Origin of the sequence: Nostoc sp. NOS(2021), from assembly GCF_017115025.1 — a bacterium.
In the GTDB taxonomy this organism is placed as follows: Bacteria; Cyanobacteriota; Cyanobacteriia; order Cyanobacteriales; family Nostocaceae; genus Nostoc.
Window position 1 is genome coordinate 1 of sequence record NZ_JABXKM010000026.1, and the last position, 20,155, is coordinate 20,155.

Genomic DNA, 20,155 nt, shown 5'->3' on the forward strand with positions numbered 1-20,155 from the left:
ACTTGGAATCTACTGCCCTAGCAGAACCCGCAATTACCTTAGATAAAGCGATCGCTGTTTCCGCAGCACTGGCAATTGCTACAGACAGCAACTCCGCTAGCATTGTTGTGCCAGATGAAACGAAAGAAAATATAGTTATCGATGAGCCTGTGAGTCCTGTGTGGCTCAAAGGTGAGACGGCAGAGCAGATTTTACAAAATTTAATAGATTTAGCTTTACCCACCTCTGAACCCCTGCCCAAAGATGAAAAGGTTATAGATTCTTCAGCAACACAACCACCGCCACCATTGCTGCTAACTTTAGGTCAGGATACTTACATTGCTCGTTGGGGACAAGCTCTTACAATCAATGGACACATAGAACTCAAAGAAAAGACAATTTTAGATCAGGCTGAAACATTATCTCCAAAAAGCCTGCGGGCGCTTGAACTAGGAATTGAATTGCGATCGCCCAAGAACTCAAAAATCTTGACCCAGGTACGGCAACCCTTACCAGACCAGGAGTTGCCCTTCACCATCAATACCTCAATTGATATTCCTGCTGACTGTGAATCGAAGTTAATTTTGGCAGATATCAGTTTGTATGGTAAATTCGCTGATGTTGGTGAAGTCATCCGGTTAGCCAGCCAGTCCTTCACCATTACAGCAGATGTAAAAGAATTACTGGCAATCACAGCCGCAGCCAAACCTAGTACATCCTTAAATGGCACCATAGCACCATCGGACTCATCTGCTACTTTCACAGAACCAGAGGCAGCGGTGAGGCTCGATTTGAAACTATTCAATCTGGTCAAGATTCCAAAAACAGACCAGTCTCAGATACTCAATCTATCCCCAAACACACCCCTACCGCCGCAAATTAACCTGCAAGTTCTGCGAGAAGCTACCCTGCGGACATCTAAGCTCAAGAATTCAGGCACTTCGCCTCAATTGCCGAAACTGCCTCCTGTTCAAACCGATGCCAACACTCCCACAGATGTTGTTGCACAACCCCCTACACAGAAGGAGCTTCTAGAAAAGGATGCTACCATAGCTGCCATCAACTTGGAGCAGTTGGTCATCAGGCAACGTCGAATGCCAATACTCGACGCTACTTTTCCATACTTGAGACGGCTACAAGCTTTGCCAGGTGATACAGAGGAAGTAAAAAGTAATGCCCTCGCAGATGCATTGCAAATTCCGGCGGCTGAAGACTTCCCGCAGTTGGACGCAACTATGGCTGAAGATGAAAATACACCTGAATTAGTACTAGGTGATGCACAATTCCAGGAGGAATCTGTTGCTGAAGTAGTAGCCCAACCAAATGCACAATTCCAAGATGAATCTGTTGCTGAAGTAGTAGCCCAACCAAGTACACAATTCCAAGATGAATCTGTTGCTGAAGTAGAAGCCCAGCAAAATGCACAATTCATTACAACAGAGAACCTTTACTCATCTCCTTTGCTCCGAAAGTGGATGCAGAGCCAAGGATACTCTTTGCCTGAATCTATCAGTGATCTCGAACTTCAAGATTACAATAACTATGTTCCAGCGCCGCAGACGTCGCTTTCTCTAAGTGCAGAAAATGCGAATGTTGATGTCAACTTGCCGTTAAACCTAGATGCCAATACAGAGAGAAATTTGAGCGGAAGTTGGGGACGCTCAGAATTTCTTCTGACGGAGACGCGTAAGGGACAGGGGACATGGGAAGAAGTCGAAGAGTTGGCTTCCGAACTGGGGAACTTTGGGGAAGATGTAGATACAGCGCAGTCAGCGGATTTGGGGAGCGGAGAAAATACGGAAATAGAAAAAGTATTAGAAGAAGCAACACTCTCATCGGCTCTGTTAACACAACTACCGCCTCCCCCTCCGCCGATAAAAATAAATATAGCATCAGCTTGGTTAGCGCAAGAAATCGTTGTAGATGATACATATAGTGAACTGGAAGCCGATGCAGCTACGAGTTACCCCTTTGAAGAAGAGGAGCAACCACTGTTAGATTCATCCCCTTCCTTACCTATAATTGCGGCAGCCACTGAGCCTTTGCCAACTCCACAACTGCTAGTGCCAGAAGGCGAACTAATTGCTGGCAAGTCTGTCATAGTGCGTGTAGTACTACCTGAAGTACCTCCGCAAGTTGTTGTCAAGTTATGGGTTGAAGATTATCAAACTCGCTGGTTACTAAATGGGCCCCATTTATTGACAAATTTACTACCTAATGCATTGGGAAGTCTAGAAGTGATGACGCAATTAAACATTCCCTTTGGCTGTTTGGAAATTCGTTTGGAAGCGATCGCACTTGATCTGACAACCCAACAAGAGAGTCACAAAGTCACAATAGTGCGAACTGTGATTCCTCCAGACTTGCCAAGCTTGCAGCTAGATGAACTCCTGGGTATGTGAGGTGGTGCGGGGAGGTTTTGGTAAAGGTGCGTGCGATCGCTATTTTGCCGGTATAGCGCAATCAGCTTGCCACTGGCGGGAAGTGAGGTAAGCAATTAACAGCGTAAAAATACTAGCAGGATTGAGCAATGCCTACTCAATAGTAGAGATTACGGAGTTGCTTAAGTTAAAGGTTGAAGTCAAAAAAAATCATGGAGGGCTGGAATGAGTGGGTTTTGGAATTATACTTACTGCATTCATTCTGATGATCTGACACTAATCGAGCAAACACTAACCCGCCTTTTAGAGCAAGAAGGCTGTCACCGCATCACCTTGCCTGAGCTTCCTGTAAATGTTGAAGAACTACGTCATAATCCGTGGCTTTTGTGCGATGAGGTGTGGACATTCGGTTTATTCGTTGGTAATCAGGGATGGACAATTGTCAAGATATTACCAGAGGAAATACTATGCCAACGAGCTATCAATGCTGATCATCCTCGATTGTCGGCATTAGCAAGGCAAATTGGTTGCGATACTTTTTATGTGGGTTTGTACGAATACGGCGGGATTCTCATGGAAGCAGATGCAACAGGTGACATCTTTATCTCTGGTTCCATTAGCGAAGAGTATTTACAATCAGATAAATTTTTTGATGAGCCAATTAACTCAGAAAAATTTGAACAATTTTTCTTACTGGATGTTTCAGAGGAGATACACAGAGCAAAGCAAGTACTACAAGAAGAGGAAAATAGAAGATTTGAACAGTGGGAGGAGCAATTTTTAGAGGACTATGCCAGTTCCAATTTTCCTCCAATGACACCCAGTACATTGGAACAGTGGAAAGCCCAATGGAAGACATTTTTCAAAAAGGATAAGTATCAGTTATTAAAACAAAAAGGAGGAAAGCGGTTATATGAAACTTTAGCTTTTGAAGTATCACACTTGTTTATTGAATCTGGTTTTGAAATGTTTGAGAGAGCCATAGGACGATTGTTAGGTGGTACACCTTCCTACTGGCATCTAGGAGGAGATCCTTTAGTTTACCGTGCCTACACCCAGCAGGAACAGCTAGAAGCGGATGGAGCGCGGCTATTGTACTTTCGACCTACCCAGTAATTGCAAAAGTTTGAAGCACAAAAATTATAGAAACCGATTTAAGCATAAGCTAGTAATGCGTGCGACCTTAATAACTTTAACGATTTAGGAGCTTGACGTGTTTATCGAGTTCCGAAATTACACTACTTGTATCCAGTCAAATAATTTAGATTCAATCGAACTGGCCATAACCTGCATCTTTGAGCTTGAAGGTTGCCGTCGCATTTCCCAACCACCTCAAACCTTATCAAATGAGGAATTGCGCCAAACTCCCTGGCCGCTATTACCCGACCTCTGGATTGTCGGACTGTTCGTTAGCACTCCGGGATGGACTATAGTGAAGACCCAACCGAATGAACTACTATGCCGTCGAGCTAGGGGTGCTGCTCGCCCTCGCCTATCAGAACTAGCTATGCAAATTGGTTGCAATGCTTTTCACCTCGGCGCATACGGTCACAATGGTATCCTTCTGGAAGCAGATGCTATGGGTCAGACCTTTATTTCTGGTAGCGTTGACCGTATAGAAGAAGAAAATCAGTTTTATGACGAACAGATTAATGCAAGTGGGTACTCACAATTCTTCTTACTAGATGTGCCAGAGGAAATACAGGCAGTTGTGAAAGCACCTTCCCCTGAACAGCAACAGGAGAAAGAAAGAAGGTTGTCAGAATTAGATATGTTGATAGGAACCGAGGAGGAGCCATTTGATGCCCAGTCAGAAATCGCAGAATTACTCAAGGGTCATTCTTGGCGAATAGATGAAGCTTTAGAGCCTCTGCTGGGGGGTTCCCCCTCTTATTGGCATCTCTGGAAGAATAATTTGTTTTATCTAGCTTACACCCAGCAACAGCAACTTGCTAAGAATGGGGTAAGGCTGCTGTATTTCCAACCTGCCGAACATTATCGGCAACTTGACCCTCTGTACGAAATTCAAGGATACTATTAACATTTCTGTGCTTGCCACCTTATTCCCATCTCCCCATATCCTCTTCCTCATCTCCCAATATTGGCTGTGTTAAAAATATGAAAGAATTTCAAAAATCTGGCAGAATTTGCAGTAAGCTCATTTTGAATTGTAGTGTCATTTCATAGGAACCTTTACTATGGCAGCTTCTTTTTTGCCTTCTATCTTGGCTAGTACTTCGTACTTGTCTTCTATCTTCGTTCCCATAATTGGTTGGGTTTTGCCCGGTGTGATCTTCGCGTTTCTATTTTTATACATTGAAAGCGACGATATCAGCGATATTAACTGATGTAGTCATTAGGAGCCACTGCGTTGCTCTGGTCATTCTAGACTATTGACCAAAATTAATACCGCCCATCTCATAGAGATAGGCGGTTTTTTTAACGTTGATTTCTCAACAAATGCTAGAAAATTCTCACTTATAGTGTTCGGTTAAATCGAAGAACCAATTCCGGCGTAGGCACCATAAAAGAAAATGCCCAGGACTGTGATTATACCTAATCCTGCGATCGTAGCGACGACCCACAGGGGAATTCTCCCACTTTCAGACACAGCTTCTCTCCTCCCTTAACAACAAATCAACATACGTTCAATAAACAAAGATTAACAACAGTACTTCTACTTAGTTAAAGAAGTAACTGGAAAACAGAATCCCCAGAACGAAAACTAGTAGTAGTCCCAGGTATAGCGAAGTCCGGTTTAGTTCAACCGGCTGATTATTGGGATTGGGCGATCTTTCGACCATAATTGCTCCTAACGGTGAATAAATTGCATTGCGGCGATCGCGCCTAAAAAGAATACAGTTGGTACACCTAAAGTGTGAACTGCCAGCCATCTAACGGTAAAAATTGGATAGGTAACTGGTTGATTGATGTTATTGCCGCTAGTCATGATCTCAAACTACTTTCCAATAAATTGTTCAACTTGTTTTTTAGCTTCAAAACGGTTCTTCACAATTGGCACTTCTTGCCGCGCTTGTGTGAAATACTCGTTGGGACGAGGTGTGCCAAAAGCATCATAAGCCAGCCCCGTTTGCACAAATAGCCAACCAGCAATAAACAACGCCGGGATGGTGATGCTGTGAATTACCCAGTAACGAACGCTGGTAATAATGTCCGAAAACGGACGTTCTCCAGTGGTACCTGACATTTAGATTCCTACCTTTACATAGAGTGTTATAGAGTTTATTATCCTACAAAGTTAAGAAAGAGTTACAAGTTGCAACGTTATTCTCAGAAATACGGCATGGGGCATTGGGAAAACACTTTCTTTATCCTCTTGTCTCCCTCATCTCCCACCTTGCGGCAAGCGTAAAGCTACATCTCCGCCAGTCTTTTTCTTCTCTAAGAGACGCTGCGCGAACAATTTTGAATTTTGTTAGCGTAGCGTAAAGCCTTCGGCATAGCTTCGCTTAGAGCGAGTCTGCGTTCGCTTTTAGCGTCTCGTAGAGAGCGTCATTTTGAATTTTGAATTGATTTCTCCCCCGTCCTCTTACTAAGCCGCCTCTGCTGGGGAAGTTGTTTCAGGGTTTGGTAGATATTTGAGCAAAACGCCGCGATCGCCAATTATAAATCCCCGGTCTGGCTCTAAGAACACAATCTTATACAAATTAGCAGCAACTTCTTCCACCGCACGGTCTTTTTCCCAGGTTTTGCCACCGTCGCCACTGCGTAGCAAATTACCGCTACCGCCACCTATCCAAATTTCATTGGGTGTGCGATATGCCAAATCTAGTAAACCCCAACTGGTGGAGAAGTCTGGATATTGTGCCTCTTGCCACTCGTCAGGTTTAGTTTCGTCACTAAACTGAATTTGACCTCCCCTAGCTAGCAACCACAATTGCCCATTCTCAGCAAAGCCCATATTTTCTACGCGCCGAGAACTATTGCGGTTATGTGGTACCCAAGCATCTTGCCCCGGTTCCCAAGTTGAGTAGAAACTACCCTTAGCAGAAACGGCAACATATTTACCATCAGCAGAACGTTCCAAGTTACGCACCACACCCACTGCTGATTCCACCTGGGCTTTCCAGTTTTTGCCGCCGTCTGTGGTCTTATATATGGCTCCGACATCAGTAGCCATTTCAGCTGTTTTGTCTGCCAGTGCCTTAATTGCGATCGGGCTACCTGGTAGCTTTTCGTTCAGGGGAATACGCGACCAAGAAGCACCTTCATCGGTAGTGTGTAGCAATAGTCCAGGCTCTCCGGCAATCCAGCCTTCTTTACCTGCAAAACTTACTGAGTCAAAGCGATACCTTTGTTCATCCAGTTGCAGTGTTATTGGTTTCCAGGTATTACCACTGTCATTGGTTTCCAAAAGCGTGGCATTGCTACCTACTAAGTAGCCATGCTCAGGGTTATCAGTAAAAGCAATATCTAATAGATTCGAGTCTGTTGGCACAGAAATGATTTTCCAGGGATTGTAGTTAACAGAGGGAATTTTGCTACAACCTATGCACATCAGGACTACTATTAACAAGGCAGCTATTCGTTGCCAACTTTTCACAAATGAATGCATCAGTATCTCTTATTTGTTTCTAAAGTTTTTCATTTTGAATAGGACTTACGCAAAACTATACGCGCTCAGGGGCAATTTATGAATTGCCCCTACCTAAAAATCATTCTTTTCAGCTATTGTTTGCGTAAGTCCTGTTGAATTTTGAATTTTGAATTGCTTAACGGCTGTCATTGTAAGCCGTAGAGACTGATAAAAAACAAGAAGCCAAGAGCCAAAGCGCCAAAAATTAATATATTCTTTTGGGCTGGCGTTAGGTTGTTGACACCAAAACCGTAACCGAGATTTTCTTTGAAGCCGGATGCAGTACCCGCAGGGCCGATGTTGGCAAAAGCGGTTTTCTTAGCAGTACAAACTGGACAGCGCCAATTTATGGGCAGTTCTGCAAAGGGTGTCCCTGAAGGAATATCATCCTTGTCGTCTCCCTTCTCAGGTTCGTAAACATAACCGCAGGCGCGACACTCGTAGCGGTCTAACACCGTAGTCTCAACAGCTGGTTCGCTCATGGCTAAAGTCTCGCAGAGGAGAAATCTTAAATATACGTTAAAAATTATGACATAATTGTTAGACTTTTCTATCGCTAGCAAAAGCGAATCAAATACCTGAAGTGCGTCTGTTTCCCAGATTTCAGAAAAATCAAACAGATATAATGTAAAAGAAAGTAACGTAATTCAAGGGATTGGGCATGGGGCATTGGGCATTGGGCATTGGGCATTAGTTTATTAATTCTTCTCCCCCATGCTTCATCTGCTCCGTCATTCCCCTACCCCCCACTCCCTAGTACCCACTTAAAATACTCCATAAGCGGTAGATACTCATTGTGTTTGTCCTCAGCGGTTACGAGTACCTTCTAGGCTTCTTCATCATCTGTAGCCTAGTGCCTGCCTTAGCGCTCTCAGCATCCAAGCTCCTACGACCCAGTGGTTACAGCCCAGAGCGGCACACCACCTATGAATCTGGCATGGAACCCATCGGGGGAGCCTGGATTCAGTTCAACATCCGCTACTACATGTTTGCTCTGGTCTTCGTCGTCTTTGATGTGGAGACTGTGTTCTTGTATCCTTGGGCGGTAGCTTTCCACCGTTTGGGGCTATTGGCATTTATTGAAGCGCTAGTCTTTATTGCAATTCTTGTAGTCGCTTTAGTTTACGCATGGCGTAAAGGAGCTTTGGAATGGTCTTGAATTCTAACTTAACAACCCAGGACAAAGAGCGAATCATCAACCCCATTGAGCGTACTAATATCACTCAAGACCTTTCAGAAAACGTCATTTTGACGACGGTTGATGATCTCTACGACTGGGCACGGCTTTCTAGTCTGTGGCCGTTGCTGTTTGGTACTGCTTGCTGTTTTATTGAGTTTGCAGCTTTAATTGGTTCACGATTTGATTTTGACCGTTTTGGACTAATTCCCCGTTCTAGCCCCCGCCAAGCCGATTTAATTATTACGGCAGGGACGATTACGATGAAGATGGCTCCCCAACTGGTACGTCTTTATGAACAAATGCCAGAGCCGAAGTATGTAATTGCGATGGGAGCTTGCACAATTACTGGCGGAATGTTCAGCGTTGATTCCCCTACGGCAGTGCGCGGAGTCGATAAACTGATTCCTGTGGATGTGTACTTGCCTGGTTGTCCTCCCCGTCCAGAAGCAATTATCGACGCAATTATTAAGCTACGGAAGAAAATCGCCAATGAATCGATGCAAGAGCGGTATAAAATTAAGCAAACCCACCGCTACTACAGCACGACTCATAATTTGAAGCCAGTAGAGGAAATCTTAACTGGTAAGTATTTGCAGTCAGAAACTCGCCTTACACCGCCGAAGGAATTGACGGAAGCGATCGGTCTACCAGTACCACCTGCACTGCTGACAGCAAAGGCGCAAAAGGAGGAACAAACCCGTGGCTGAAGAAGAATCTAAACCTGTAACAGCAGCCGAAGAAGAGTCTAAACCAGTAGCAGCAGCCAAAGAAGAGTCATTGGTACAAGCTGGTAAAGTTTCCCAGTGGTTGACGGAAAATGGCTTTGACCATGAGTTTTTGGCACCAGACAAGAATGGTGTAGAGATAATTAAGGTGGAGCCAGATTTTTTGCTTCCCACCGCTACAGCCCTTTATGCTTATGGGTTTAATTATCTCCAGTTTCAAGGTGGTGTTGACCTTGGGGCAGGACAGGAATTGGTGAGTGTCTATCACTTGATTAAAGTGGGTGATAATAGCGATCGCCCTGAAGAAGTACGCTTAAAGGTGTTCTTACCACGGGAAAACCCCGTAGTCCCTTCTGTGTACTGGATTTGGAAGACGGCAGATTGGCAAGAGCGCGAGTCTTACGATATGTTCGGCATTGTCTACCAAGGACACCCAAATCTCAAGCGGCTTTTGATGCCGGAAGATTGGGTAGGTTGGCCTTTGCGGAAGGATTACATCTCACCTGATTTCTACGAGTTGCAAGACGCTTATTAGAGATTGCTGAATAGAGACGCGATGAATCGCGTCTGTACAAGTGCTGAATTTCGGCAATGATTAACCCCTTTCCGGTGGCGGAGAGGGGTTATGTTTTTGGTGTTTCATGTCAAGTTGGTTGACAAAATTTGCTGTAATTCATTGACTGTATTTACTGTTTTAATTGCCTGCTGAATTGCTTTTAATTTCTGCAAGTCGGTAATTTGAGAGATTATCGGCATCAATTCTAAACCTTGATTGCCAAACTTAATTTCTAATGCTAATTCAATTCCTGAATATAATTCCTCCTTTCTTCCTCGCAGTTCTCCGCGTGCTTCTCCTCGTTCTTCCCCTTTGCTAAAAATTTCTTGATACCAAGGCGACTGCTCTAAAAGTGCCATATCCCACCTCAGAATTTGTTGAACTATTGCACTATCTAATACAAAGGTAGCAAAAAATCCTAATACTGTTTCTAGTTGATTCAATTGTTCATCTGCACGTAATATTCGCAATGCATCTCGAATTGTAGACTCGTTATCACCTCCTTTGAGGATGGGTACAAATGGAAGTAGTGATGGTAATGGTTGTGCAAAGGCAATATTTACATCAACTTCCCACAGGTTAATGACACGGTAATCTTGAATAGCACGTAAACCAGCAATATTTGATGCATAACTTGTCGGTATTTCAGCATCACTTGCCTTGAGGATATTAATTAGTACTGGATACGTTGGCAAATTATATTTTTCTTCTGCAAGTGCTGCATACGCACGCATCCTGCGCGGCATTTCTGGTTTATAGCGCAGTTGTAATTCGTTAAGAACGAGAAATTTTCCATACTGGGGACTTTCGACACGGATTAAAACATCACTTTCTCGACTTATCCACTGAAATTCTGAGTTGAGAATTTCACCAGCAACAATATCAGGAATTTGTGTTACCCATTTTACCCAGTTATCAGGTGCAAGGCTGATTAAGCGTTTGGTGCTGACATCGGCGGGTTTGATCATGGGGTTGTAAACGCACTGAAAGTTATAAAATAATGATACTTAAGACTGGATTACAGATATTCAGATTTTTTATTGGACTACTTAGAGAAAGCGTAGGCAAAGCCCGTCGTAGACATCGCACCCAAGTTGAGATAATTCGAGAGAATGCGATCGCTTTTTCAATCCCTCACTTAATCTGATTAATCCGGCTTTAAATAGCACTGAATAAAAAGATGGAATGAATATCAGTAAGTTGAGTTTTTCAATTTTGAAATGGGAATGAGTCACTATGCCAAGCTTGATAAAAGGCTGGATAAGTCATAGTTTGGGTGCAGTGCCAGATAACTTTGTAAGCCTCATCTGATAAGTCATTTTTCAAAGCGGTGACAACTGCCGTCATCATGTCAGATTCTGTTAAAATTTCCCCTAAACTTGATGCCGCTAGCCTACGGGTAGATTCCGATTGAGAATCACGAATTAACTCTACTAATGCAGCGATCGCAGTGGGATTATCTTCAGCTATTTCCCCTAAACTTAATGCCGCTAGCCTACGGGTAGATTCAGATTGAGAATTACGAATTAACTTCACTAATGCAGCGATCGCAGTGGGGTTATCTTCAGCTATTTCCCCTAAACTTGATGCCGCTTGCCAACGGGTAGATTCCGATTGAGAATCACGAATTAACTCCTCTAATGCCGCGATCGCAGTGGGATTATCTTCAGCTATTTTCCCTAAACTTGATGCCGCTAGCCTACGGGTATATTCAGATTGAGAATCACGAATTAACTCCACTAATACCGCGATCGCAGTGGGATTATCTTCAGCTATTTCCCCTAAAGTTGATGCCGCTAGCCTACGGGTAGATTCAGATTGAGAATCATGAATTAACTCCACTAATGCCGCGATCGCTTTTTTGCGATCTGTTTCTGCCAGTACAGCTTTAGCCTTTTCTTCTATCGGTTCGTCAAATGTCTGCCACTTCTGTTTTTCAATGTTGAAATAACCAAAGCCCCATGTGACAATTTGCTTTGCGATCGCATCTGCTAAATCACAATCTTTAAACTCGGCGATACCGGCTGCCGCTATAAAATAGGCTCGATATTCATAAAATCCTTTCCAGTCAGGAATTTGACTCTGACTGTTGCAGCCATCCTCAAATTCTACTAAGGCTTTGATAAAATCTTTCTTTTGTTGCTCTTTTACATCTTCTCGCCCGAACCACAACAAAATTACCTCTTTCCACTGCGGTTCAAATATGCGATATATTCCTTGTTCTGGGTTTTCAGGAACGTGCTTTAAAAAATAGTGCCAATCGTCAACAGCTAACGCGGCGAAATATTCTTCAAAGGTGGCATGGTAGAAGGCATAAACCTTTTCTTTGCTAGAAGATTCAGCCGCAATCCCTACATGATTTAGCCAGCCCACTTGCCAAGCTTTGTAAAACAGCGAAGTCTGATCATCTGGATAGCCTAGTTCTTCACTGATAAAATTTTCCAGTAAGCGAAATCGTGAACTACCTTCGTTGATATCCCGCAAGGCTAAACGTCCCAAAGCCTGGTTTAAGTCATGTTGTTCTTTTTTACTGGTGCGGAAACGGTTTTGTTTCCATCTGTAGAACTGCTGCACACATTGATGATATAATCCCGCTTTTGTCTCTGGTAAATTCCCCTCCTCAGTCTGCCAAATACCACACAACAACGCCAACCGCAGGGGAGTTTGCACCAAGTCACGCAACCGTAGCCGTTCGGCAGAGTCTAATTCTGTCTTTAACCGTTCTCCTTTTTCACTCAAGTTCCCAAACCAGTTATCAATAAACTGATGCACCTGTTGGGGATAGTCAAAGTCCAGTAGGCGATAGGTTTCAAAGGTTTCTAGGGCGTTGACATCCGCTTGCCAAACATTCAGCCGACAAGTTAACACTACTCGTGATGAACGTAGCCATCCATTCAACTGACGGGAAATTTCCTCTAATGGCTGGTGAGACGCTTCAGACATTTCATCTACGCCATCTAATAGCAGCCACACTCGTGTCTGCTGAATTTGGTTTGTAAAGTCTTCCCGCACTTCCTGAGTTAATTGTGTTGCAGGAATTGCTTGCTCAAGCCAACTTTTATATATATATGTTTGAATATCTGTCAAAGTACCATTTCGCCCTAAGTCTGCCAGAGAAATCCAGACTGGTAAACCTAAGTTTTTCTCTAACACCCAAAAAGCTATAGTTTGCAGGAGTGTTGTTTTTCCTGCACCCGGTTCTCCAATCACAGCTATTTGCTGGCCTTTGGTTTTACCTTCGCCGCCTTCTAGAATCTGACTTAAGAAAGCCTCATGCTCAAATCGTTGCTGTCTTTCATACTGCGGTTCATAAAGACGTGTTCCCACATCTGGGGAAAAGTTACTCTTGTCGCGTTTATCTGTTTTTGTGCGTTGCACCAGTGCCAGGGGGACATAAATTTGTTCTTTATCTTTTCTGGCAGATTCGTCTTGCATTAGAGGATTACTAGTTATCCGCCGCTGCGGTTCCAGCATAGTGCTGCACACCTCCTGCCAGTCAATGGGAGTAGCTGTGTTTTCAGGTGGCGGAGTCGTCGCTTTTACATCGATTAAGTCTGCTAGTTCTAAATCTAAGGCTCTGGCGATCGCGATCGCAACCCCTTTGTCAACAATTTCGCGACGGAAAAACCGCTGAACCGTCTTCTCACTCACTCCGGCATTTGTTGCAATATCTAAATAAGTCCTAAGCCTGCCTTCATCATTCTGTTTTGTAACCTTGGCTTGTTCGAGTAACTGAAGCCCTTGTTCAGTTACTTGAATACCACGTCTGGATCTTAGCTCTGTCATGTTTATTTTTCATCTAGGAGGCAATCAAGGATAACTTCTCTGTTCTTATCTGTCCTTATCTGTCCTTAAATGTCCTTTAATCTGACCCTAAATGTCCTTGACATTATTTATTTTATTATAACTATTCTATTGCCAAACAGAAAAGTTGTCGGTAGAATCTATTAAAGGCACAAAACCCCCAATAAGCTCCAGCTTACTAGGGGTTATTTATGCCCCAAGTGATTCTGCAAACCTGAAGCCACTCAGAAAGCAGAATCCACTTAGTTTTGTTTTTAATTTGTCGCTTTTTTACCCTGAGTTTTTAGCTAGGGCTAACATTTCTATGATACAAATTTCTCGCGCAAATGCAAACTCACAGCCGGAAAGCCTCAATCTGAGTCAGATAACACTAGGCAATCAGCAAGTGCTAACAAAGATGTCTGTCAAGGCATCAATAGAACATCAAATAATAGCCGTGCAACCACAGCAGACTATTAAGGTGGTTGATGCTGGTCATACATCATACCCAGTTGATGTTACACCTGTATTGTTGGAACAACCTTTTAGCCCATTTGCGATCGCACTCAGTATCTCCATCGTCATTGGTGCGATCGTTGCACTAATTAAAACCCTAAAATCTAGCTAGTCTTAACATTCCGCCCAGAAGTTAACTTCTGGGCTAATAGACCCATCCGCAAATTATAAATGCTTACCAGGATAGAGTTATACGGATTCATACGCAAAGTGCGATCGCACTCAGCATCTCTATCGTAGTTGGTGCGATTAAAACCCTAAAATCTGGCTAATTCCAACATCTAGCCCAGGTTAAAATTAAATTTTCAACCTCTTACTAAAGTCCAAATGGTTCAGCAGAGCCAATCCGCTCTCGAAGCATACCGTCGTACAGGTTCAGGAATAACCCGCGATCGCGTGCGTAAGGTGTTCGAGTGTATAAGTTTCGGAATAGAAATTATGAATATTGGGTGTGGGATGGTACGTTGGATAACCCGCAGTCTGGAACTTTAGAAGTGTATAAAAACAACAGTATCTTGATGCGGCAAGCTTGTAGGAAAAGTTGAATCTTCTAGCGGGTGTTATGCACTGGAAAATAGTGGGAAAATCGCTAATACGTACTCACCGAGATGGTTTTAAGGATCTTTATTTCAGCCGGAAGTTGAGAAAGATGTTTATCAATTGTCTGCTATTTATAAGGAGAGCGAAATGTACGCTATTACTGGAATTACAGGTCAGGTCGGCGGTGCCGTCGCCCGCAAATTGCTGAACGACAATCAGTCTGTCTGCGCTGTGATCCGTGATGCTAATAAGGGAACCGCCTGGGTCGAGCAGGGTTGTGCAGTTGCCCTGGCGGACATGAACGATGCTGACGCGCTCACAGCAGCTTTTACCGATGCCGAGGGTGTTTTCGTTGTGATTCCGCCAAACTTTGCGCCATCACCGGGCTTTCCCGAAACACGGGCGATCGTCGCAGCTCTGCGTACTGCGATCGCCGCAGCGCGTCCGGGCAAGGTCGTCTGCCTGTCCACTATTGGCGCACAGGCAACCCAGCCGAACCTACTGACTCAACTTCAGATCATGGAGCAAGTACTGGGGGATCTGCTAATGCCGATCGCCTTTCTTCGTCCCGCCTGGTTTATGGAGAACGCGGCTTGGGACGTAGCACCCGCCAGAGAGAGTGGCATTATCCAAAGTTTCCTGCAACCGTTGGATAAACCTGTGCCCATGATTGCGACGGCGGATATCGGTCGCGTTGCATCCGAGTTGCTGCAACAGACTTGGAGTGGACGGCGAATCGTCGAGATCGAGGGCCCGCACCGGGTAACGCCGAATCACATTGCAAAGGGCTTTTCCAGGGTTCTGGGTCGTCCGGTACAGGCGGAGGTAGTTCCCCGCGAAACTTGGGAGGCGCTGTTCAAGGCTCAGGGCACAGCCGATCCAGAGCCGCGTATTCGGATGCTCGACGGTTTCAACGAGGGCTGGATCGAGTTCGAGAGTGGTGAGTCTGGCTCCATCAAAGGCGAAGTCGAACTGGAAACTGTTTTGAAAAGCTTGGTGGAGCGATCGCCTTTAAGAAGATAACAAAGCATTTTCAGCTAAACGAATCTTTGTTGAACATCGAATTCGGGAGGCAGGGCGTTGCGGGGGTTGAGCAGGTAAAGGCGATTACCTCCGGTAGGCTACGCCAACGCGGCTGAAAAAGGAGCAACGCCCAGTCAACTCGCCCTGGCATGGCTGTTAGCCCAAGGAGAAGATATCATATCATGTCCGAGTAATTAGTTGTGATTCCCATACTCATTGCACCCCACCCCTTAATCCCCTCCCCGCCGGCGGGGAGGGGAGACAAAACGCAGCTTTGGCGGGGTGGGGTTCTTTGGGTTTAATAAGTAATCAAGCGGACATGATATCATTCCCATTCCGGGTACCAAGCAGCGCAAATATCTGGAGGAAAACGTTGCAGCAACAGACGTTTAGCTGACAACAGACGACCTGAACCGAATTGAAGCTGTTGCACCAAAAGGAGTGGCGGCAGACATCGCTACCCCGCTGATATAACGTCGCTGCAAGAGGCATTAACGAACAGCAGACGATCTCAGCCAAATTGAAGCCGTGTACCAAGACAGCACTTTAAAGGAGATGTGGAATGAACCCTGAATACTACGACGACATTATTATCGGCGGTGGCAAAGCAGGTAAAACTCTGGCACCGGCGCTAGTCACGGACGGACGTAAAACCGCTCTGGTGGAACGCAGCTTAACCATGATTGGTGGTGGGTGCATCAACATCGCTTGCATCCCGACTAAAACGATGGTTGCCAGTGCAGAGGTAGCCAATACTGTGCGACACAGCGCTACTTACGGTGTTAAAGCCAATGCACCCATCGTTGATTTAGCAGCCGTAATTGGGCGCAAACGATCTGTTGTACACTCCATGCGTGAAATGAATTTGCACAATCTAGAAACTGCTCTGGGTCACGAATTGATCATTGGAGTGGGACGGTTTGTGTCACCCAAAACGATTGAAGTGACAACGGCTCTTGACACCACTCGCTTACTCACCGCAGAACGGTTCTTTATCAATACAGGCACGCGACCTTTAATTCCATCGCTACCCGGACTCACAGAAGCTGGTTTTTTGACGAGCGAATCGATCATGGAACTGGAACAGTTGCCGGAGCATCTGATCGTACTTGGGAGTGGCTATATTGGGTTGGAGTTTGCCCAGATGTTCCAACGCTTTGGCTCTCGCGTTACTGTGATTGGGCATAGTGAGCAAATCCTATCAAATCAAGATTCAGATATTGCGATCGCCGTTCAAACGCTGCTGGAACGAGAGGGCATTGAATTCTTGCTGAAGACAAATGTATTGAGGGTAGATCGCGTTGACAATGCGACTGTGCTTCAGATCCAGGTCGCCGATCGCTCCCTTAGCCTCCAGGGTTCACATTTGCTCGTCGCTATCGGTCGTGCGCCAACCACTGATAGCTTAAATTTAGCCGCCGCTGGTGTGGCAACCGATGCCCACGGGTTTATTCTAGTCAACGATCGCTTGGAAACAAACATACCGGGGATTTGGGCGTTAGGTGACATCAATGGAGGACTGCAATATACCCATGTCTCGCTCGACGATTACCGCATTGTCAAAGCAAATCTGATTGATGGTGGCAACCGCAGCACGCGCAATCGCTTGGTTCCATCCTGTCTGTTCATTGATCCCGAACTGGCTCATGTGGGTCTGACTGAAACCGAAGCACAGCAACAAGGGTATGCCATCCGCGTGGCGAAGCTGGATGCCTCAGCGATTCCTAGAGCGAAAACACTCGGTCAAACCGATGGACTGATGAAGGCGATCATAGATACCGAGACCAGTCGTATTCTCGGTTGTTCCCTGTTGTGTCATCAAGCAGGTGAAGTGATTTCGACCGTACAGATGGTGATGTTAGCTCAAATGCCCTACACCGTTTTACGCGATGGTGTTTTGACTCATCCCACGATGACCGAAGGGTTAAATATGCTGTTTTCAAAGTTCTAAGGCAGCCTGCAAACATATAGCCAATCTGTCACCATCTAGGCAAGTAGCATAAAAACTGCGCTTGTAGTATATGTCCGTAGTCGATTAATTGAAGTATCGAATTGACTGCGAAACCTTGACTGCTTCTTGGGGAGTAACGTTACTACAATTAGACAATTCTGGTATTACTCCCGTGCCAACAAATCTGTAAAAGGGGCCATTTTGCTCTCCCAACCACTGCGATAGCAATGTTGGTTGTTTGGCATTACCGTATAATCCTTGTTCTAAAACGCTTTTTCCAAATACCGGAGAATTTATCGGGTAACTGCGCGACCCAGAGGGCAAGTCGCCAATACCACCAGATACTGACTCAATCGCAAAGCATTTATCTGCACTTAAATTTTGGTAAACAACTAAGTAACGCAAGCTGTCAACATTTTCGCGTCCAGCCTCAACTAATACTTTGTCAGCATGAAAACTTGCGGGTACGTAACTTGGTAATGCTACTTTTAACCCTAGCGATCGCAAAACTTTTAACTGAGTCGGTGTTAATTTTATTACCGAATTGTTTTGTGAAGGTTTGGGTTGAGCAATTACCACAGCCGTAGAAGCGATAATGCAGGCGACAACGCAAGATGAAGCCAGCTTAACCGAGTAGTTGAATAATTTCATAGTTAATAATTATACATAATTATGGTTCGTAGAGTGCGAATTACTTAATATCTCAATATTGATAAGTAAGTCGGCGGGGAAATTTACAAGTATGTAACGAATAGTTCATCAGAGCGATTGAAGTTAAATTTAACACGTTGTCTACTATGCTTTGCTTTTTCTCTTCTAGCTTGAACAGGATTGCATATCTATGCCAAAGGTATTGCTGAGGGGATTAGTTACACCTGCTTGCATCTGCCATTGCCAATTATCAATTGCTAAGTCTCCATCTACTAAATAATTCATGTAATGTTTAGCGCCATGATGCCATTAAATCCCACAATTAATAGTCAAAGAGGTATATTATCTTCAAATTAAGCACAATTATGGACAAATTTCACCATGATGAATAACTGGTTTAATACAGCTAGATTGGGGATGTTTATTCATTGGGGGCATAGTTCTCAGCAAGGATGTGAGTTATCTTGGCCCTTAGTTGGGGGTGTATTCAGCCTGCCTTTTTGCAAAGATATTCCAGTTGAAAAATATTATTGCACAGCTGATACTTTCAATCCACAGCAATACAATCCTCAAGAATGGGCATATTTAGCAAAAAGTTTAGGAATGCAATATGTCATATTAACGACCAAGCATCACGATGGTTTTGCACTATTCCATACCCAAGAATCAAACTTTTCAATTGCATCTGCACCTTACAAAAAAGACATTGTACGTGAATTTATAGAAGCGATGCGCTCTGTAGGATTGCGTATTGGTCTTTATTTTTCACTTTCAGACTGGCATCATCCAGACTATCCTGCTTTTACAGAAGCAGATAAACCTTATCGCTTTGACCAACTACCTCAACCTACACCACAACAGTGGGAGCGATATATCCAATTTATGTTCAATCAGATACGAGAATTATTGACCAACTACGGTCAGATTGACATCATTTGGTTTGATGGGAGTTGGGAACGCACTCCAGAGCAATGGCAGGCTCAAGAATTAGCAAAAATGATTCGTGATTTACAACCCAATATTCTCATCAATGATCGTCTCCCAAATTGTGGAGACTTTGAAACTCCTGAGCAGTTTATTCCTCCTCACCCACCTGCTCATCCTTGGGAAACCTGTCTGACTATCAATGAAAGTTGGGGATATAATTCCGATGATCATTCCTTTAAGTCTTCTCGTCAGCTAATTCATACAATGTGCGAAGTAGCAGGCAAAGGAGGCAACCTCTTGCTCAATGTTAGTCCAATGGGTAATGGGCAAATCCCTGTTGAGCAGTTAGAGCGTCTCAAAGATATAGCTGATTGGATGTCTAGCCACTCTGAAAGTATACTTGATACAACCCCAGGATTAGAACCGTGGCAATTTTATGGCCCCTCAACTCGTAAAGGCGATCGCATTTATCTACACCTATTAATGAAACCTTACGAGACAATATCGGTTAGGGGTGTGCCTATCAAACGAGTGAAATCGGTGTCTGTTCTTGCTGATGGTACACCACTGACTTATACAAGTCGCTGTGCAATTATAGATTCTATCCTCAATTCTAATCCTTTAGGAGAATTAACAATTTATGTACCTGAATCGGCAATTAATCCATACGCCACAGTGATTTGTATTGATATTGATTCTTGAGTAATTAACATATAAACCTGTTACCAAGTTTTAACATTCGCCCCATCGCTATAAAGCGGGCGCTTTGTGCCACCCACTTTTAGAGTGTTACTCCCTTGTGTGTTGAGTAACGAAAAAACCATCCAAATTAGCCAACGCAGATTCTAAAATCTGGCTAGTCTTAACATTACGCCCAAAAGTTAATTAACTTCTGGGCTGCATAGTCCCAATCCACTCAAGTTTACTGAAAGCTGCAATAGGAATTTTTACGAAAACTTGAATGTTAATCATAAATGTTTCAATGTAGACGACCAATGTTGTAACGAATACCGCTCCCATAAGTTCAGATACCGCTCCCATAAGTTCAGATACCGCTCCCATAAGTTCAGATACCGCTCCCGTAAGTTCAGATACCGCTCCCGTAAGTTCAGATACCGCTACTGTAGCAAAAATAGCAAAGGGGACACAAATGCAGGATGTGGAAAATTTTATTTTATAAATGAAAATTTTATTTGTTAGGTAGCTTTCGCTATTTCAAATGTATAATCTATTATTTATTTATATTTATCGAATGTATAATCTATCATTCATTCTTATTTATATTCACCTCTATTACTTGTTTCTCTGTTGGGATTATATAAGGTAGAGTATCGTCTTTGAAAACA

General features: G+C 44.0%; 22 protein-coding genes and 1 pseudogene. 13 read left to right on the forward strand and 10 right to left on the reverse strand.

The genetic code is table 11. The features are described 5' to 3' along the window. Window positions 1-2: 2 nt before the first annotated feature. From HWQ41_RS01895 to psaI, 4 genes are all read left to right on the forward strand, one after another. Entirely contained in the window at window positions 3-2,381 is a 2,379-nt protein-coding gene (locus tag HWQ41_RS01895) for a hypothetical protein (RefSeq protein ID WP_292759487.1), read from the forward strand. 204 nt (window positions 2,382-2,585) lie between these two features. Then, window positions 2,586-3,476, forward strand: a complete 891-nt coding sequence (locus tag HWQ41_RS01900; RefSeq protein WP_292759489.1) for a hypothetical protein — start codon at window positions 2,586-2,588, stop codon at window positions 3,474-3,476. A gap of 97 nt (window positions 3,477-3,573) precedes the next feature. After that, window positions 3,574-4,401 (forward strand): hypothetical protein, encoded by an 828-nt coding sequence (locus tag HWQ41_RS01905; protein WP_292759490.1) that lies wholly within the window; start codon window positions 3,574-3,576, stop codon window positions 4,399-4,401. Window positions 4,402-4,558: 157 nt separating this feature from the next. Next, window positions 4,559-4,708 carry a photosystem I reaction center subunit VIII gene (gene psaI / locus HWQ41_RS01910; RefSeq protein ID WP_292759491.1) on the forward strand — a complete coding sequence of 50 codons (150 nt, stop codon included), beginning with the start codon at window positions 4,559-4,561 and terminating at the stop codon, window positions 4,706-4,708. Window positions 4,709-4,851: 143 nt separating this feature from the next. Here psaI and HWQ41_RS01915 read toward each other — a convergent pair whose 3' ends face one another. The 6 genes from HWQ41_RS01915 to HWQ41_RS01940 form a co-directional block, all read right to left on the reverse strand. Beyond that, on the reverse strand, window positions 4,852-4,971 hold the full coding sequence (locus tag HWQ41_RS01915) for a photosystem II reaction center protein J (RefSeq protein ID WP_292759492.1): 120 nt from the start codon (window positions 4,969-4,971) through the stop codon (window positions 4,852-4,854). 70 nt (window positions 4,972-5,041) lie between these two features. Then, window positions 5,042-5,164, reverse strand: a complete 123-nt coding sequence (locus HWQ41_RS01920; RefSeq protein ID WP_012411802.1) for a photosystem II reaction center protein L — start codon at window positions 5,162-5,164, stop codon at window positions 5,042-5,044. 8 nt (window positions 5,165-5,172) lie between these two features. Continuing rightward, window positions 5,173-5,310 carry a cytochrome b559 subunit beta gene (gene psbF, locus HWQ41_RS01925; RefSeq protein WP_012411801.1) on the reverse strand — a complete coding sequence of 46 codons (138 nt, stop codon included), beginning with the start codon at window positions 5,308-5,310 and terminating at the stop codon, window positions 5,173-5,175. Between the two features lie 9 nt (window positions 5,311-5,319). Continuing rightward, a complete protein-coding gene (gene psbE / locus HWQ41_RS01930; RefSeq protein WP_292759493.1) occupies window positions 5,320-5,568 on the reverse strand; it encodes a cytochrome b559 subunit alpha in 249 nt (82 codons plus the stop codon). Between the two features lie 345 nt (window positions 5,569-5,913). Continuing rightward, window positions 5,914-6,936 (reverse strand): photosynthesis system II assembly factor Ycf48, encoded by a 1,023-nt coding sequence (locus HWQ41_RS01935; protein WP_292759495.1) that lies wholly within the window; start codon window positions 6,934-6,936, stop codon window positions 5,914-5,916. A gap of 167 nt (window positions 6,937-7,103) precedes the next feature. Then, complete coding sequence (locus HWQ41_RS01940; RefSeq protein ID WP_292759497.1) at window positions 7,104-7,439, reverse strand: rubredoxin; 336 nt, start codon at window positions 7,437-7,439, stop codon at window positions 7,104-7,106. Between the two features lie 314 nt (window positions 7,440-7,753). Between HWQ41_RS01940 and ndhC the strand changes: the two genes are divergently transcribed. The 3 genes from ndhC to HWQ41_RS01955 are packed head-to-tail and all read left to right on the forward strand — an operon-like array spanning window position 7,754 to window position 9,397. Then, window positions 7,754-8,116: a photosynthetic/respiratory NAD(P)H-quinone oxidoreductase subunit C gene (ndhC, locus tag HWQ41_RS01945; RefSeq protein WP_196526961.1), complete on the forward strand. Its 363-nt coding sequence runs from the start codon at window positions 7,754-7,756 to the stop codon at window positions 8,114-8,116. Then, window positions 8,107-8,844, forward strand: coding sequence for a photosynthetic/respiratory NAD(P)H-quinone oxidoreductase subunit K (gene ndhK, locus HWQ41_RS01950; protein ID WP_292759501.1), 738 nt, complete (start codon window positions 8,107-8,109; stop codon window positions 8,842-8,844). Before ndhC ends, ndhK begins: the two co-directional genes overlap by 10 nt. Further along, window positions 8,837-9,397: an NAD(P)H-quinone oxidoreductase subunit J gene (locus HWQ41_RS01955; protein ID WP_292759503.1), complete on the forward strand. Its 561-nt coding sequence runs from the start codon at window positions 8,837-8,839 to the stop codon at window positions 9,395-9,397. Before ndhK ends, HWQ41_RS01955 begins: the two co-directional genes overlap by 8 nt. Before the next feature lie 104 nt (window positions 9,398-9,501). Here the strand turns inward: HWQ41_RS01955 and HWQ41_RS01960 are convergent, their stop codons facing one another. Next, window positions 9,502-10,386, reverse strand: coding sequence for an Rpn family recombination-promoting nuclease/putative transposase (locus HWQ41_RS01960; RefSeq protein ID WP_292759505.1), 885 nt, complete (start codon window positions 10,384-10,386; stop codon window positions 9,502-9,504). 32 nt (window positions 10,387-10,418) lie between these two features. Here HWQ41_RS01960 and HWQ41_RS01965 point away from each other — a divergent pair, with 32 nt between their 5' ends. Then, on the forward strand, window positions 10,419-10,565 hold the full coding sequence (locus tag HWQ41_RS01965) for a hypothetical protein (protein WP_292759507.1): 147 nt from the start codon (window positions 10,419-10,421) through the stop codon (window positions 10,563-10,565). A 62-nt stretch (window positions 10,566-10,627) separates the two neighbouring features. Here HWQ41_RS01965 and HWQ41_RS01970 read toward each other — a convergent pair whose 3' ends face one another. Continuing rightward, on the reverse strand, window positions 10,628-13,204 hold the full coding sequence (locus HWQ41_RS01970) for a HEAT repeat domain-containing protein (protein ID WP_292759509.1): 2,577 nt from the start codon (window positions 13,202-13,204) through the stop codon (window positions 10,628-10,630). 322 nt (window positions 13,205-13,526) lie between these two features. Here HWQ41_RS01970 and HWQ41_RS01975 point away from each other — a divergent pair, with 322 nt between their 5' ends. The 4 genes from HWQ41_RS01975 to HWQ41_RS01990 all read left to right on the forward strand — a co-directional run bounded on the left by HWQ41_RS01975 (window position 13,527) and on the right by HWQ41_RS01990 (window position 17,231). Continuing rightward, on the forward strand, window positions 13,527-13,829 hold the full coding sequence (locus HWQ41_RS01975) for a hypothetical protein (RefSeq protein WP_292759511.1): 303 nt from the start codon (window positions 13,527-13,529) through the stop codon (window positions 13,827-13,829). Between the two features lie 215 nt (window positions 13,830-14,044). Further along, a complete protein-coding gene (locus HWQ41_RS01980) occupies window positions 14,045-14,209 on the forward strand; it encodes a hypothetical protein (RefSeq protein ID WP_292759512.1) in 165 nt (54 codons plus the stop codon). Window positions 14,210-14,404: 195 nt separating this feature from the next. Continuing rightward, the gene (locus HWQ41_RS01985; RefSeq protein ID WP_292759514.1) at window positions 14,405-15,280 is read left to right on the forward strand and encodes an NmrA family NAD(P)-binding protein; all 876 of its coding nucleotides are present in this window, start codon (window positions 14,405-14,407) and stop codon (window positions 15,278-15,280) included. Window positions 15,281-15,842: 562 nt separating this feature from the next. Then, a complete protein-coding gene (locus HWQ41_RS01990; protein WP_292759515.1) occupies window positions 15,843-17,231 on the forward strand; it encodes a mercuric reductase in 1,389 nt (462 codons plus the stop codon). 84 nt (window positions 17,232-17,315) lie between these two features. On the opposite strand, the gene HWQ41_RS01995 is transcribed toward HWQ41_RS01990, so the two are convergent. Together HWQ41_RS01995 and HWQ41_RS02000 are read right to left on the reverse strand one after the other, a co-directional pair. Continuing rightward, entirely contained in the window at window positions 17,316-17,882 is a 567-nt protein-coding gene (locus HWQ41_RS01995) for a hypothetical protein (RefSeq protein ID WP_292759517.1), read from the reverse strand. Between the two features lie 165 nt (window positions 17,883-18,047). Next, window positions 18,048-18,179 (reverse strand): annotated as a pseudogene (locus HWQ41_RS02000) (hypothetical protein); the annotation flags it as partial. 84 nt (window positions 18,180-18,263) lie between these two features. Between HWQ41_RS02000 and HWQ41_RS02005 the strand changes: the two are divergent. Then, window positions 18,264-19,511 (forward strand): alpha-L-fucosidase, encoded by a 1,248-nt coding sequence (locus tag HWQ41_RS02005; protein WP_292759518.1) that lies wholly within the window; start codon window positions 18,264-18,266, stop codon window positions 19,509-19,511. Window positions 19,512-20,155 lie beyond the last annotated feature (644 nt).